Origin of the sequence: Streptomyces sp. NPDC058678, from assembly GCF_042714835.1 — a bacterium.
GTDB lineage: Bacteria > Actinomycetota > Actinomycetes > Streptomycetales > Streptomycetaceae > Streptomyces.
In genome coordinates this window covers 1-14,443 of the sequence record NZ_JBHXSG010000071.1, presented here as the reverse complement: position 1 = coordinate 14,443, position 14,443 = coordinate 1, and the positions used below count along the sequence as shown (strand labels likewise).

General features: G+C 68.2%; 11 protein-coding genes and 1 pseudogene. 5 read left to right on the top strand and 7 right to left on the bottom strand.

The window, feature by feature from the left end:
* Positions 1-132: 132 nt before the first annotated feature.
* Both ACFWWR_RS40335 and ACFWWR_RS40330 read right to left on the bottom strand, forming a co-directional pair.
* Entirely contained in the window at positions 133-960 is an 828-nt protein-coding gene (locus ACFWWR_RS40335) for a CAP domain-containing protein (protein ID WP_384308842.1), read from the bottom strand.
* A 435-nt stretch (positions 961-1,395) separates the two neighbouring features.
* A complete protein-coding gene (locus tag ACFWWR_RS40330) occupies positions 1,396-1,542 on the bottom strand; it encodes a hypothetical protein (protein WP_384308839.1) in 147 nt (48 codons plus the stop codon).
* A 488-nt stretch (positions 1,543-2,030) separates the two neighbouring features.
* Here ACFWWR_RS40330 and ACFWWR_RS40325 point away from each other — a divergent pair, with 488 nt between their 5' ends.
* Positions 2,031-2,300 carry a hypothetical protein gene (locus tag ACFWWR_RS40325; RefSeq protein ID WP_383874678.1) on the top strand — a complete coding sequence of 90 codons (270 nt, stop codon included), beginning with the start codon at positions 2,031-2,033 and terminating at the stop codon, positions 2,298-2,300.
* A 326-nt stretch (positions 2,301-2,626) separates the two neighbouring features.
* On the opposite strand, the gene ACFWWR_RS40320 is transcribed toward ACFWWR_RS40325, so the two are convergent.
* Both ACFWWR_RS40320 and ACFWWR_RS40315 read right to left on the bottom strand, forming a co-directional pair.
* Positions 2,627-2,965, bottom strand: coding sequence for a thioredoxin family protein (locus ACFWWR_RS40320; protein WP_383874676.1), 339 nt, complete (start codon positions 2,963-2,965; stop codon positions 2,627-2,629).
* A 557-nt stretch (positions 2,966-3,522) separates the two neighbouring features.
* A complete protein-coding gene (locus ACFWWR_RS40315; RefSeq protein WP_383874674.1) occupies positions 3,523-4,662 on the bottom strand; it encodes a PucR family transcriptional regulator in 1,140 nt (379 codons plus the stop codon).
* 87 nt (positions 4,663-4,749) lie between these two features.
* On the opposite strand from ACFWWR_RS40315, the gene ACFWWR_RS40310 reads away from it, so the two are divergent.
* Both ACFWWR_RS40310 and ACFWWR_RS40305 read left to right on the top strand, forming a co-directional pair.
* On the top strand, positions 4,750-5,805 hold the full coding sequence (locus tag ACFWWR_RS40310) for a ferredoxin reductase (protein ID WP_384308837.1): 1,056 nt from the start codon (positions 4,750-4,752) through the stop codon (positions 5,803-5,805).
* A gap of 7 nt (positions 5,806-5,812) precedes the next feature.
* Positions 5,813-6,931, top strand: coding sequence for a fatty acid desaturase family protein (locus ACFWWR_RS40305; protein ID WP_384308834.1), 1,119 nt, complete (start codon positions 5,813-5,815; stop codon positions 6,929-6,931).
* Between the two features lie 1,140 nt (positions 6,932-8,071).
* Here the strand turns inward: ACFWWR_RS40305 and ACFWWR_RS40300 are convergent.
* From ACFWWR_RS40300 to ACFWWR_RS40290, 3 genes are all read right to left on the bottom strand, one after another.
* The gene (locus ACFWWR_RS40300) at positions 8,072-8,197 is read right to left on the bottom strand and encodes a hypothetical protein (protein ID WP_383874669.1); all 126 of its coding nucleotides are present in this window, start codon (positions 8,195-8,197) and stop codon (positions 8,072-8,074) included.
* Positions 8,198-9,522: 1,325 nt separating this feature from the next.
* Entirely contained in the window at positions 9,523-10,800 is a 1,278-nt protein-coding gene (locus ACFWWR_RS40295) for an MFS transporter (RefSeq protein WP_384308831.1), read from the bottom strand.
* 1,167 nt (positions 10,801-11,967) lie between these two features.
* Positions 11,968-12,354, bottom strand: coding sequence for a hypothetical protein (locus ACFWWR_RS40290; protein ID WP_383878280.1), 387 nt, complete (start codon positions 12,352-12,354; stop codon positions 11,968-11,970).
* A 508-nt stretch (positions 12,355-12,862) separates the two neighbouring features.
* Here ACFWWR_RS40290 and ACFWWR_RS40285 point away from each other — a divergent pair.
* Positions 12,863-13,333 (top strand): annotated as a pseudogene (locus ACFWWR_RS40285) (transposase); the annotation flags it as partial.
* Between the two features lie 865 nt (positions 13,334-14,198).
* Positions 14,199-14,443: transposase (locus ACFWWR_RS40280; RefSeq protein ID WP_384308828.1), on the top strand; the 245-nt coding region annotated here is incomplete at its 3' end.

Below are 14,443 nucleotides of genomic sequence, written 5' to 3'. Positions count from 1 at the left end.
GGCCCCCGGGGCCCCCCCCCCCCCCCGACAACACCCCCCCCCCCCCCCCCCGGGCGGCGGCGGGGGGCGGGGGGCCGGCCCGCGGCCGGCGTGATGGTCGGCGGGCCGTGACGGGCGTGAGCCCCGTGAGCGTCAGCGGACCGTGCCGAAGTCCTGCGTCCAGTAGTTGCCGGGCTGCGCCACCCCCACACCGATCTCCTTGAAGCCGCAGTCCAGGATGTTGCGCTTGTGACCGGCGCTGGCCATCCAGCCCGCCATGACCTGCTCGGGCGTGGAGTACCCGTATGCGACGTTCTCGCCGTAGGTGCTCCAGAGGTAGCCCGCGCGCGTGATCCGCTGTCCCGGATCGGACCCGTCGGAACCGGTGTGTGACATGGTGTTATGGCTCGCCATGTCCGCGCTGTGGGCCCGGGCGGCCTGCGAGAGCTTCGCGTTCAGGGTGACCGGGGAGCAACCGACCTTGGCGCGCTCGCTGTTGACCAGGGCGACCACGCGGGCGACGGCGGGGGTCGCCGTGCCGGCGGGCGGCTTCGGTGCGGCGGTGGTCCTCGAGGGGGGCGCGGCGGTCGGCTTCGGCGCCGCGGTGGTCCTCGTCGGGGCGGGCGGGGCGGTCGTCTTCGAGACGGGCGCCTTGGGCTTCTCCGGGGCGGGCGCCGCAGTCCCGGGAGAGGTCGTCGGCGAGGCCGAGGGCGAAGCCGTCGCCGTGGGCTTCGCGGTCCGGATGTCCCGCCCCCGGTGCCCGTCCCAGGACGTCTTCCTCCCGTCCGTCCGGTGTCCGTTCCAGGACGCCTTGCTCCCGTCCGTCCAGGGACCGCTGGACGCGGCGGTGATGGCCTCGGCTCCTCCGTCGCCCATGCACGCCATGGCGGCCGACGGCACAGCCACCGCGCTCATCGCCAGGACGGCGACGGCTATGGGCCGGCGGCGCGTCTTCCTGCGGTGCTTCCGGTGGTTCCTCATGCGGACCTCGTTCGGTCGACTCTCCTTGCGCCTCCGGCGGGCTCGGTTTCGCACAGACACTGCGCTTGACCTGCGGGGACGCCTTGCGGGGCCGTCATTGTTAAAAGCCGCGTGAGGGCACGGCAACGGGGGCTTCCACTACCTCGCCTAGTAGGCGAAGGCACCCTTGAATCCGGCCCGGGATTGTGCCGGGCCGCCGCGCCGGACGCCGACGGCGCCTCACACTCCGTCAGAAGGACAGCAGAGGCGGTCCGGCGGCTTGAGGCCGGTGACCCGGGCCGGTGACCCCGGCCGAGTGCCGCGTATGCCTGCTTCCATATGCCAGATCCGCCTATGTCGGCCACACGCCACGTACTATCGCGGCACGTTGATGGGGACCAGGCACGTGAGGGATGTCACTGACTTTCCCCACAACCCTTTCGCCGGGCGATGCGGTCAGGCGTCGGTGACCGTGCGCAGGAGCGCGTCGAGGCCCTCGGCGTCGATGCCGTGGAAGAGGGTCACGGCCTCCTCGTCGCCGACGCCGGCCGGGGTGAAGACGCCGGACCATTCGACCCGGGACGACTCCGGCTCGCCGGGCACCTCGTGGACGGTGAGGGTGGAGCGGTAGCCGGTGACAGGGAACGGAGCGTTGAGGCAAACCGGACCAGGTGTCGGCGGTGACCCACGCCAGAATCACAGCGCGGGCGTCCAGATGCCACCGCATTCCAACGATCAGTGAACATGAACCATGCACAGCGCAGATGACACAACCTGATCACCACCACCGCTGCCTGACAAAGCTGCACTTCGGAAAGACCACCATCGGCCCGGTCCCGTGATCGTCACAGCCACCGAGGCACGCGTACGGCCAGACCGCAGCCGCACAACAAGCTGATCAGCCCAGGCCACACCACCCGCTTCTGATCACAGACACCGGTCCTGGACAGGATCGCCACCCACCCGGACCGCCGCGGCATACACGTCACCCACCGCCAGCACCGGCTCCTCGAGCACTGTCCGGAACTCAAGCACGCCCACGACCTGGTCCGCCGGTTCGCCGCCACGCTCGACAACCTGACGCCGCACCCGTGCCGTCCTGGCTCGACGAGCTCTCCCACAGCGGACTGCCACCACTTGCCGGTATCGCCGGAGCCCTGCGCGAAGACCAGCACGCCGTCGCCCAGGGGATCTCCACCACCTACAACTCTGGCGTCGACGAAGGCCGCATCACCGACGTCAAACTCCAGAAACGCCTGATGGCCGGACGCGCCGGCGTTCCGCTCCTGCGCCACCTCGTCGTACTGATCGCCCACCTCCGCCGCCGTTACGCGGACCGGCCGACCACGGCACCCAGATGATTTCCGCCCACGAAAGTCTTGCCAGAGCCACGTTGATGTGTACGCCGACAGCCACGTTGGAACGCCGTGCTGACCGTGGACGGCACCCCGGTTCCCACCCCCGACCACCTGATGGCGAGCAATACCAGAACCGTCTCCACTCCACCTGAACGGGGTGCGGGACACGCGACTGAGCTCGCCGAGCCCGCCCAAGATGGGCGACTCAGGGTCTACCTCTACGGCTCCTCGCCGTGCGAACAGGAGCTTCAATGTCAGAGGCGGGAGAGAGCTCGGCGACCGAAGAAGCGGCGACTGTCCCGCTCGACCGTCAGTGCCGCAGCGGCCGCTCAGAGGTGGCCGTCCAGGAACTTCCGTACCTCGGCGATGGTCATGGGCCCCGTGCCGTGCGCCACCGCCTCTCCCTCCTTCAGCAGGACGTAGGACGGGGCTCCGGTGATCCCGTATCGCTCGGCTGCGGCCGGACAACGCGTGATGTCGGTGCGGACGGCCGTCAGGCGGCCCGTGTAGTCGTCGGCGATGCCACCCACGACGAGGTCCATCACCCGGCAGGGCTCGATTGCCTTGGGCCATGTCCCGGTGAAGTATGCGAGGACCGGAACTCCGCTCATCCCGAGGATGAAATTGAACTCCGCGTCCTCACGGGGTCGGTGAACCCGCTTCGCCATGGAAACTCCTGACCTCACGTTCCGTCATTCCATCCCCATCATCCCTCGCGCGGTGTGCCAGGCCGGCCCGGTCGGTCGTCCGGCTGACCTGTCGGAAGGGAGGCACGGGGCCGTTGCAGAACCACGGTGGTCCCCGGCGAGAGCGGCCCGGCCCCCCCTGGTGACCCGGCCTGGCCGCCCCGCCGGTCACCCAGCTGCAGCCCGCCGCGCGCCCGTGGGTCAGCTCGTGCCAGGACAGCGCCCTCCACGACGACATGAAAGCCGTTTTCCAGGGCGTAGCGGCCCAGATCACCGACCAGATGCTCGATGAGCGCGTCGACGAGCGGGCCGGTGCGCATCGTCCACCGGATCCAGTCGAGCCGTATCCGCCACCGCGCTTCTCAGAGACAGCGCCCCGACGGGCTTCCCGAGGCCTTGTCTGGTCTTCACATCAACCCCCGGTCTCAGCTGGCTCATACCGCTCTTCCCCGGGCCGCACGAGCCAGCTGATGGCACCGAGAACGAGGCACGATTCCTGGACCGCTCGCGGACGCGGTCGTGGACGGTCGAAGTACGCGTCAGCTGACCCGAAGACCGACCGCCAGCGTCAGTTCAAGGACCCGGTGTGGCGATGCGAGATCCGGAAACAGCTCCCGCAGCTGCGACATCCGGTACCGGACTGTCTGGGGATGGACGAACAACGCCGCCGCCACCTCGTCCCGCCTGCCCTGGTGCAGCAGCCACGCCCGCAACGTCTCCTCCAGCCGCCGTGAGGTCGCGACAGGCAAGGTCCGCAACGGTGCGAGGGCTCGGGCACGCAGGTCTGCGAACGCGTCCACGTCTGCGCTCAGCACCAGCTCGGGCAGGTGGTCCTCGGTGTCGCGAATATCAGAGGAGAGGGAGCGCGCGCGTACGGCTCGTGCGTACGAGGCGGACGCACGAGTCCATGGCCGGGCCGGGCCGACCACGGCGGTGCGGTCGGTCAGCTGCCGCAAGAGATGTGATCGGTCGGCATCGGGGACGAACAGCACACCGGTGGCATCCGGCAGATCGTCCAGGACGAGGCTGCTCGGGTCGAGCGCGCGATAGACAGGCCAGGTCTGGGCGGCGGGCAGCAGGACCGCGGTCAGTGAAACCGGAGGCTGCCACCCTGCCCGTTGAGCAGAGGCCAGCAGCACGTCCGGGCTCGCGCCGGCGAGGAGGTCGCGGGCCAGGTCTTCCAGGAGGCGTTCGTGGGCCCTCCCCCGGGCGGCCAGTTCGTCGGCGTGGCCCGCGGCGCTCGCGGCAGAGAGCTCGTCGATGTAGGCGAAGGTCAGCTCGGCGAACTTGGCGACCTCGGCGGCGGGCAGACCTGCGGGTACGGCACCCGCTGCCAGACCACGCCAGGCCACACGGGCGCCGACGCGGTAGGCGCTGAGCAGGGCGTCCATCGAACGGCCGTCGCGCACCTCGCCGCGGCCCAGCTCGTAGGCGGCGTCACCGGCGTCGCCGCCTGTGGCGTTCCCGCTCGCAAGGTCCAGGTAGTGCCCCAGGGCGGTGCGGACGGCTCGGCGGATGGTGGCGCCCATGCGGCCCGAAAGGGCGTTGGCGTAGGGAGGGACCTCGTCGATGATCGCCTGGACGACCTCGTCGGCGGTGGACTTCAGCGCGGCCCGAAGCGCGGTGACCGTCGTCTCGTCCAGGGCCAGTTCGCTGGCCCTCCGGATGGCATGGCTCACGTTTCTATTCCCTGCGAACAATTCAGTCGACCAGATTCACGTCCTGCGGTCAGGACTTTACGCCCTGAGGCACAGCAAGCTGGAGTCATGACGAGTACAGCCCTCCGCAGCAGGGCGTGGAAACTGCTGGAGATGGTCACGACGCCGCTGCTGCCGTCGGACTACCTCGACCTGGTCAGCCCGCTGCGTGCGGGCGCCGACCTGCGTGGGCGCATCGAGGCCGTGCACCCCGAGACGGATGACGCAGCGACCATCGTGATCAGACCGGGACGGGGCTGGCGCGGCCACACGGCCGGTCAATATGTGCGGATCGGGGTCGACGTCGACGGGGTGCGCCTGTGGCGTGCCTACTCCCTCACCTCGCCGACAAACCGCCAGGACGGCCGCGTCACGATCACCGTGAAGGCGATCCCGGACGGCAAGGTCAGCAACCACCTGGTCCGCAGCGCGAAACCGGGCACGCTGATCCACCTCGACCAGCCGACCGGTGACTTCGTGCTGCCGCAGGCCAAGCCCGCCAAGGTGCTCTACCTGACGGCCGGCAGCGGCATCACGCCCGTGATGGGCATGCTGCGCGACACCGAGTTCGACGACGTCGTCATGGTCCACTGCGCGCCACAGCCGCACGACGTGATCTTCCGCAACGAACTGCACGACCTGGTCGCGGACAAGAAGCTGCGGCTCACCGAGGTGCACACCGACACAGACGGCAAGCTCGACATCGCCCGTCTCGACGAACTCGTGCCCGACTGGGCCGAGCGCGAGACCTGGGCCTGCGGGCCCGCGGGCCTACTCGACGCCGCCGAAGAGCACTGGACCGAGCACGGCGTACAAGAGCGCCTGCACACCGAACGCTTCCGCCCCAGCATCGTCGTCGCCGGCGACGGCGGCGAGGTCACGTTCAGCGCCACCGGCAAGACCGTCGACGCGGACGGCGCCACGCCGTTGCTGGACATCGGCGAGGAGGCCGGCGTGCTCATGCCCTCCGGGTGCCGCATGGGCATCTGCTTCGGCTGCGTCTCACCGCTCAAGGCAGGCGCCGTCCGCGACCTGCGCACCGGCGAGATCACCGAGGCCGAACCGGGCGTCCTCATCCAGACCTGCGTGTCCGCCGCCGCGGGCCCCTGCGACATCGAACGGTAGGAGCACCTTGACCGCCATCGACCCCACCGCCCACCTGACCGCGGAGCAGATCGAGGAGCTCGGCCGCGAGCTGGACGCGATCCGCGACGAGGTGATCGCCGCCCGCGGCGGGAAAGACGCCGCCTACATCCGCAAGGTCATCGCCGCGCAGCGCAAGCTCGAGCTGGTCAGCAGGGGCGTGCTGCTGTTCTCGATCTTCCCGCCCGCGTGGCTGATCGGCACCGCCGGACTTTCCGTGGCGAAAATCATGGACAACATGGAGATCGGCCACAACATCCTGCACGGCCAGTGGGACTGGATGCGAGACCCGAAGATCCACTCCACCACCTGGGAGTGGGATCACGTCTCGCCGTCCGAGCAGTGGAAGCACTCGCACAACGAGCTGCACCACACGTACACCAACGTGATCGGCAAGGACAACGACCTCGGCTACGGCATCATGCGCGTCGACGAGGACCAGAAGTGGCACCCGTTCCACCTCGGCCAGCCGCTGTGGAACTTCCTCAACGCCTGCTTCTTCGAGTACGGCATCGCCGCCTACGACCTGGAACTCGGCAAGAACCTGCACAAGCGCCGCCGCAACAACCCGGAGTTCCGCGCGCGGGCCAGGGCCGTGGGCCGCAAGATCCGCAAGCAGGTGCTCAAGGACTACGTGATCCACCCGCTGCTGTCGGGCCCGTCGTTCCTCCCCACGCTCGCCGCCACGTTCACCGCGAACCTGGTCCGCAACATCTGGACCCACTCGGTGATCATGTGCGGGCACTTCCCCGAGGGCGTGCAGGTCTTCGAGCGCCGGTCGATCAAGGGCGAGACGCGCGGCCAGTGGTACCTGCGCCAGATGATGGGCTCGGCGAACATCAGCGGCAGCAAGGCCATGCACTTCATGACCGGCAACCTGTCGCACCAGATCGAGCACCACCTGTTCCCGGACCTGCCGAGCAACCGGTACGCCGAGGTCGCGGTGAAGGTGCGCGCGCTGTTCGAGAAGTACGAGCTGGAGTACGTCACCGGGCCGCTGCCCAAGCAGGTGTTCTCCGCGTGGCACAAGGTCTTCCGGCTCTCATTGCCGAACAAGAAGCCCAAGGTCAAAACGCCGGACCGCGAGCAGGAGCTCGTCGCCGCCTGATTCCCGGTACTGGTTCAGATCTCTCGGCCGTACCGGCGGCACCGCCGGGTTCGGTGAGATCCGTTGCGGACGGTGGGCGACCGCGACGTCAGACCGTACGACACGGGATCCGGGACAGCCAGTGTCCGGCTGCGCTGCTACCTGGACGTGCGCCAGGAGCTCAGCACACAGCCCCCGGCGAGGTGTTGTAGTGCGCTGACCTGCCATGGTCGGGCCGGTGGTCGGGGGCGTACGCGCACTCGGTTTGCCGACGGGCGGGCTGGGTGGAAGGCACGGACTGTGACGCGGACACTGCCGGAACCGATGCTCGCCGCCCCTGTGTCCGACCCTGCACTGATGCCGGGGTGGGCGGGTGAGCCGAAGTGGGACGAGTTCCGGGCGCAGGTATGGGTCGAGTCCGGCCGGGTGGTGCTGCACTCACGGCGGGGCACCGACCTGGCGCCGGCATTCCCGGAGATCGTGGCCGGGGCTGCGCAGCTGCCCGACGCGCGACCGCCTTGGACGGCGTTATGTCACCTGCTGGCCTGTCTCCGCCCTCCAATGTCACACCTCAGGAGGCTGGTGCGGGTGCCGGTCTACGGACGCCAGCGTTCAGGGATGTGGCCGGTGCGGCTATCGGCCGAGCGTCGCGGCCTCGTCACCAGCATGGGGTCATTCGTCGTGGCACGGGTGTTCCACAGAGACCCAGGGGCGGGGACCAGTGCAGGTCGGAGTGGGCGGTGGTCCAGCAGGTCACGGCCGGGGCCGGGATGCCCACGAACTCGTGGGATTCCCACAACTTCCCCGACGTCTTGTCCTCCGGCGCGGACACCAGCCGCCGCCCGGCTCGGTCTGCACGCCCAGGCCCTTGCCGGCGTCCTTCGCGGCGCGGGTGGCCTCGGGCGGTTACGGGCCCCTACCTGCGGCTCCTGATACTTGTCCAGGTCCACCGCCGGTACGCTCTTGTTCGGCTCCGGGAGCTTGATGTCCACGAGACGGCCGCGGGTCTTGAAAAACGACGTACCCGGTCCCGAAGGCCGGGTGCGTCACTGTGTCCCGGGACCCTGCGGCGGGCGCGCTACGCGGTCAACGCTTCGCCCGGCTGGTAAGGGACCAGCCGGGCGGCGCGCGCCACATGTCCTGCGTGTCTCGCGGGTGGTGCTACTTCTTGCGCGCCTTGCTCACCAGGAACGCCGCCCCGACGATGACCACCAGGGCGATAGCGATGATCCAGAAGGGCGGAGTGCCCTCCCCGGCGCCCTTGGCCAGGAACTGGGCGTATGACATGTAGTCCTCCTGTCTGCCGGTTATCCCTTGTCGGTGCCGCATTCAGGACGCTGATTGCGGCCTTCTCCCACCGTTCGCCCGCGCCGTATCCGATGCCGAAGCAGATAGCGCCAACAGCCGGCCCGCCCACGCCCGCGGTGGGTGCGCTGACGGCGACGGCGACCGCGCCGCACGCAGTCTTGGCGGCGGCACCCGCCGCCAAGCCGACGCCCGTGACCAAGGCGTCTTTGTAGTTGCCCTCGTCCAGGTCCTTAACGAGTTCACCACTAGGGTCGCCCGCCGCCGGACCCACTGCTCGGAAGAGTGCCGCAGCGCCGCCCGCACCAGCGACGACATCCGGGACCGGCGACGTCTGCCTGGTCTGCAACGGCCCGTTCGAGGCCCTCAAAACCACCCACCAGATCTACCGTTCCCCCGACTACCGCAAAGACGCCGAGCGCCGCCGCAACCAGGCAAGAGACGAAGACCGCGCGTCGTCTCGGTGAGACCACTTCTCTGCCGTCGTGGCTGAGCTGCCTCCACCGTCCAAAACTCTCAGCCGGCCCCTCTCGCGTCAGCCAGTGGCCGCGGAACGTGACCCGCTGGAACCGACCGCGACCCGCATCTGTCCCCACTGCCACCAGCCGGTCACCATCGTCGCGCTTCTCGCGACGCCCGAAGCCGCCCGCCCTTCCGTCCCCACCGCCAGGCGAGGAGCGACCCCGGCCGTTTTCACGGCTCTGGCCGGAGTTCCGTGAATTCTCAGTTCAGGCCCCGCATGCAGGATCGTTCCAGCGGGGCATGCCTGGCTGATGGGGGTCTGCTCGCTGGATGATGTGCTGTTCCCGGACATCGATGTGCGCTTGGAATCCTTGGAGTTCACCGAACTCGAAGCCGGTGAGCGAGCTGCCCCAAAGTCCACTCAAGGCGGTCGTCACTGGCCCCCCTTGATCTGGTCGACGATGTGCAGGATGTCGGTCAAGGAACTCTCCGTGATGTCGATGTGCGTCAGAGCGCGGCTGTCGGACGTCTGGCCCTGGACCGTGTACGACTCATACCGGGGATGCTGATGCGGTAGTAGTTGAACCACGTGTTGCCCTCTCGGCCCTCCGAGAAGGTCAGGGCCGTGTCCCCGGTTCCCGTCCCGCTTCCGCTTCCGCGACGCCCAGAGGGACCCATGGTCTCAGACCTCGTCGGCATCAGCCCCGTCACCGCTGCACGCTGGGCCCGGTTCGCAGGCAACAACTGGGCCGACTACTTCGCCAGCCCCCGGACGTAGCGGGCAATATGTCGTCAGATTCCCTCACGGACACCGAGGTACGAGCCCGGCGCCGTCGTCGTGGCTGCTACGCCTGCTCTACTGTGCGATGACCGTTTGTAGTTCTCGGCTGATCGTCTGGTGTCAGGCGGTTGATGCGATATACCTCCGGGACGCAAAGGTTGAGTGCGGTCGCAGCAGCGATCATGCCTGCGCAGGTCAGCAGCACTGCCTGGCTGCTCCATGAGTGGGCCGCAAGGGCGGTGATGAGGTATCCGAAGGGGATGGCGAGGCGTTCCCCGACGCCGTTGAAGGCGCTCATGCGGCCCTGTTCCGCCTGAGGCACACGCTGTTGAAACGCAGTGGTCCAGGCGACGATCGCGACATCGAGCCCGATCCCCGCCAGTGCAGCGGCCAGCAGGACAAGAGACAGCGGCACCGTGCAGGCCATGGCTGCCAAGGGGAGCGCGAGAGCACCCCCCGCGGCGACCGCGACCGTGAGCAGTCGGTACGGCTTCCAGCGCAGGCAGACGAGAGTCCCGGCCAGCAGACCACACGTGAAGGCCGCCTGGATCAGGCCCCAGTCGCGGGCTCCGGCGTACTGCGCCGCGGCCACGAGCGGGCCGAGAAGCTGGAAGCCCGCCAGCCACGCAGCGACCAGTACCGTGCCGGCGGCCGTATAGGTCCACAGCCAGGTACGCGACCAGAAGCCCGCCCAGCCCGCCCGCAGGTCGCTCAAGACGCCGCCAGGTGTAACAGGCGGGGCATCCAGACGCAGGCCGAGCAGCAGGACGGCCGCGGCGGCGAACGTGAACGCATCCCAAGCCAGTGCCCATGCCGCGCCGCTGGCAGCGACGATGACACCGCCGACGACCGGACCCAGCACCTTGACCGCGTTGCTCGGCAGCCTGAGCAACGCGTTGGCCTGCTGCAGGTGCTGCTCCGGAACGATCTGCGAAACGGCGCCCTGCGCAGCCGGCACGATGAACGACGCCGCCGTTCCCGAGACGAAACCGCATGCTGCGATCGACACTGTCGTCGCGTGTCCGGTGGCCACGGTGACGGCCAGCGCACCTTGCGCGCCTGCCGCCAGCAGATTCCCCATGAAGAGGAGCCGGCTGCGGGACAGGCGGTCCGCGAACAAGCCGCCCGCGAGCAGGAACACGATCGTGGGGACGGTGTTCGTGGCAAGCACCAGACCGAGGGACCCCGCTCCACCACCCTGCTCAATGACAGCGTAGGCCAGGGCAAGAGGGGCCATCGCAGACCCTGTGGCCGAGATGAGATTGGCCGACACGAAACGCCGGAAACCCGCGATCTTTAACAGCGTACTGATCGGCTTCGGTGACTCATGGGCGATTTTCATGATCTCCCCAGGGGCTCGGCGCAGCGAGCACCCTAGTGCAGAAACACGCCGCGCCGAACGTCAGTGATCAGAGTTGGCTGACACCCCTCACCTCCTCAAAGACCATGCACCAGGCGTCCGCCGACGGCGAGTTCGGCCACCAACATGCAAGGGCGTGCCCTGCCTCAGCTCTGAATAGCGCAGTCCTCGAATACTGCTGCTTCACCAGTAGGCGCGCGAGACCATCGAGGCGATCGTCGGCGGGTCACCTGCTCTCTGGTTGCCCCCAGCAGTCTGCTGCTCGGCAGGTACGACGACGGCAGCCTTCAGTACACCGCACCGCCACCCTCGCCCAGACAGCCAGCACATCGGTCGCCGGGCTACTCGCCCCTGCTCGGCAAGGTCATCCATGGACGGGCTGGTCGTTCTCCACCGGGTGGGGCAGCCGGGAGACACTGAACGTTACGCTGGTCGAACCCGAACTGGTCGCGGAAGTCGGCGTCGACGTCGCCCGCGACGCTGCCGGCCGGTGGCGCCACCCCGCACGCTGGCACTGTGCCCGCCCCGACCTCTCCCCCGCCGACGTCCCCCGCCTGACGTCACCACCGCACTGACGGCGGCCGGGCGCGGCGGCCCGCCGACGCGCAACCGGCTGAGCGCGCCCCGATCCCCGGGGCGTCCGCACCACCCATCCCGCCCTCATCCCTCACTCCAGCCAGACATGGGCAAAACAGCCGCCACGGGGATGTCAGCCGCTCGGCACCTGTCTACTGAACCGGCTCGGCTGCGTCAGCCGAGCCGGCCTGCCCGCCGCCGGATACTTCCTTGACGAGCCTTTGCGTCGCCTTGTGGAATGCCTCTGCCATGGATAGTGCGGCGTCGTCGACGGGATCGAGCTCGGCACCAGATCATCGCCGAAGGACTCAAAGAGATCTACTTCCCGGGCGGCGGAGGACGCGCCACAGGACTCGACGAGCAATGGACGTTGATCGAACCGTACCTGCCGATAGGTGAGTGCGGCCCATACCCCAGTGCCAGGCATCGGGAGCGTGGTGGCCCCGACCGTGGTCGGAGCCCCCATGCTCCGAGCTGTACATCCGAGGAATCAGGCGCCGCTCCATCCAGACAGCGGGGCTGGGCCCTCCCCCTCTTCACCGTCCAGGGAGTCAACGCCCGACACCCACCGGGTCATGCCCGTTCTTGCGGCTCTTCCTGAGAGGCCGCCCGATGCTCCCGCCCATCGGACGCGAGCGGCTCCGCCGGGCGGCCCTCCAATTCCCGCTCTCTGGCGGCCAGGGCCCTCGCCAGCATCTTCGCCCGGTAGGGGTTCGACGTACCGAGGGCCTTCGCCACCTCCACGGCCTCGTCCAACAGGGCCAACCGTCGCTCAGGCAACTCCCGCACCAGGGCCGACGCGCTCGCCTCCACCAGGACGTACGCCAGTTTCGACCCGTACGCCTCCGGCTCGACCTGTGTCAGAAGGCGGTAGATCCACAGCCCTTCGGCACCACGCACCACCCGCCTGTTGGCACTGAGCAGCCTGACCCTCGCCAGCACAACCATGTCCTGATCCATCGATCCCCCTTCGTCCCCCATCCCCGACCGGTGCACGTCACACGGCGAGACAGCACAGCGAACTCGCCGACAACCGGGAAAGGTTGCCGACAGGTTGGCCGGAGAGTGGATGACGACGAGTCTGGCGCGCGGTACCCGCTGCCACAAGGTCGAACAGACGTGCCGTGCGTCCTACCGAAACCGCCTCCGAACAGGCATGATGGACCTGACACTCACTCAAGCCCCGTCTGCCACCCCTCGCGTCGACTCAGCCACGGCATCCTCTGCATTAGCTTGTCCTACCTTCCAAGCGTGGGTCAGAGCTGGTCATTCGTAAGATCGGCGGACCCAGGGGTTCTGGGTATGGCTGTGAGCTTGTCGCCGTTCGATGGCTCAAAGAACTTGGCCGCCCGGAGCCCCGCGACGACTCGACCGCTAATTGGGATACGCGACTCGATCGCTGTGTAGGACAACGTCGGCGAGGTCGTCTGCGGGATCGATGTGTGACATCGCCCGCATCGCCTAGGGCGTGCTGGCCCTCGACCAGGAGATCGCCGAACTCGACGCGCTCATCGAAGCCCGGTTCAGCGAGCACCGACACGCGACGGTGATCCGCAGCCTGCCCGGCATGGGCACCCTCCTCGGCGCCGAGTTCATCGCTGCCACCGGTGGCGATCTGGAGGCTTTCGGCACGGCCGACCGCTTGGCGTCCTTCGCCGGTCTCTCACCAGTGCCGCGGGACTCCGGCCGCGTCAGTGGCAACATGCGCCGCCCGCGCCGCTACCACCGCGGCCTGCTCCGGGCCTTCTATCTCTCCGCGATGGCCAGCCTGAGAACCTGCGCCGCCTCCCAGGCTTACTACGGGCGCAAGTGGAACGAGGGCAAGGGGCTCAAGCAGGCCCTGCTCGCCCTGGCCCGTCGACGAGCCAACGTCTTGTGGGCCATGAATCGCGACGGAGTGTGCTACCAGGTCCTACCAACCGTCACGACGGCAACTTGACATCTTCATTGGGAAGTTCTTTATCTACCGTCCGCGTCATAGGGCGGGGATGGACGGTTCCAGACGGCGTCTGACCGGCTGACAACCTTTTGCAGTTCGCGGGCACTTCGGGATGATATGGCCCGCATCACGGTGTCGAGGAGGGCTCGGGCTTCGAGGGGGTTGCCGCAGCAGAACCAGTGCACGTTGCCCCACTCGTAGTCGTGCCACAGATCCCGATCGGGCTGGTGGACGTAGTTCTTCCACAGGCCCACAGCCGTGCTGACATCGCCTGGCTGCAGATAGTTGCGGGTGTGCTCGAGACGGCTGATCTCGGACAGTGCACGCGAAGACAGGCCGTCGATGACTGGCCTTGCACCCGTTGTCAGGTGGCTGCCGGGGGCGCCAGCACGGATCTGTCCTGGCCGTCTACGCGGCATGGGCCTTTCGGTTCGTCGTCATGCGGTACATGGTGCCACGGTCTCGAATGGCGTCTCGAACGGATTCGCTCGCATGGGGGTTCGCCGGACGCGGGGGCGGCCTTCGTCTGATCCGGTGTGCTCCGACCAAGGTGCACGTGACCACGATGAAGGCCGTGAGGGTGAGTGTGCTGCCTGATGCTGTCCGAAGGGAGGCGTTCGCGGAGGCGTCACGCTTCCCTACGTTGTTCTGCGGGACGCGGTGAACCCTTCGTATGGTTGACCCTCCCAGGAGCGTCGGGTGTGGCTTTCACGCTTCTGCCGCTTGTGGCTTGCCCGGATTGGCCGCCCGACGCTCCACGACGACTCGGCTGCCAATTAGGAATTGCGAATGATCGCTGCGTAGGGAATCGACAGCGAGGTCGTCCGTGGGGAGGCACCAGCAACACACCGTACGGAGGCACGATATGGCCGCGATCTGGGCCGGCATCGACGCAGGCAAGACTCACCACCACTGCGTCGCGATCGACGAGGGCGGCCGTCGGCTGCTGTCGCGACGCGTCGCAAACGACGAACCCGAACTGCTCGAACTCCTCGGTGAGGTTCTGGCCCTGGGCGACGAGGTGACTTGGGGTATCGACCTGGCCGACGGCGGAGCCGCCCTGGCCATCGCGATCCTGATCAACCACGGTCAGCCGGTGCGCTATATCTC

What these genes read in the sequence shown, in the direction of transcription:
- ACFWWR_RS40335 (WP_384308842.1), bottom strand. Translation starts at nt 960, where the DNA reads ATGAGGAACCACCGGAAGCACCGCAGGAAGACGCGCCGCCGGCCCATA.
- ACFWWR_RS40320 (WP_383874676.1), bottom strand. Translation starts at nt 2,965, where the DNA reads ATGGCGAAGCGGGTTCACCGACCCCGTGAGGACGCGGAGTTCAATTTC.
- ACFWWR_RS40310 (WP_384308837.1), top strand. Translation starts at nt 4,750, where the DNA reads ATGACGAGTACAGCCCTCCGCAGCAGGGCGTGGAAACTGCTGGAGATG.
- ACFWWR_RS40300 (WP_383874669.1), bottom strand. Translation starts at nt 8,197, where the DNA reads ATGTCATACGCCCAGTTCCTGGCCAAGGGCGCCGGGGAGGGCACTCCG.
- ACFWWR_RS40295 (WP_384308831.1), bottom strand. Translation starts at nt 10,800, where the DNA reads ATGAAAATCGCCCATGAGTCACCGAAGCCGATCAGTACGCTGTTAAAG.
- ACFWWR_RS40290 (WP_383878280.1), bottom strand. Translation starts at nt 12,354, where the DNA reads ATGGATCAGGACATGGTTGTGCTGGCGAGGGTCAGGCTGCTCAGTGCC.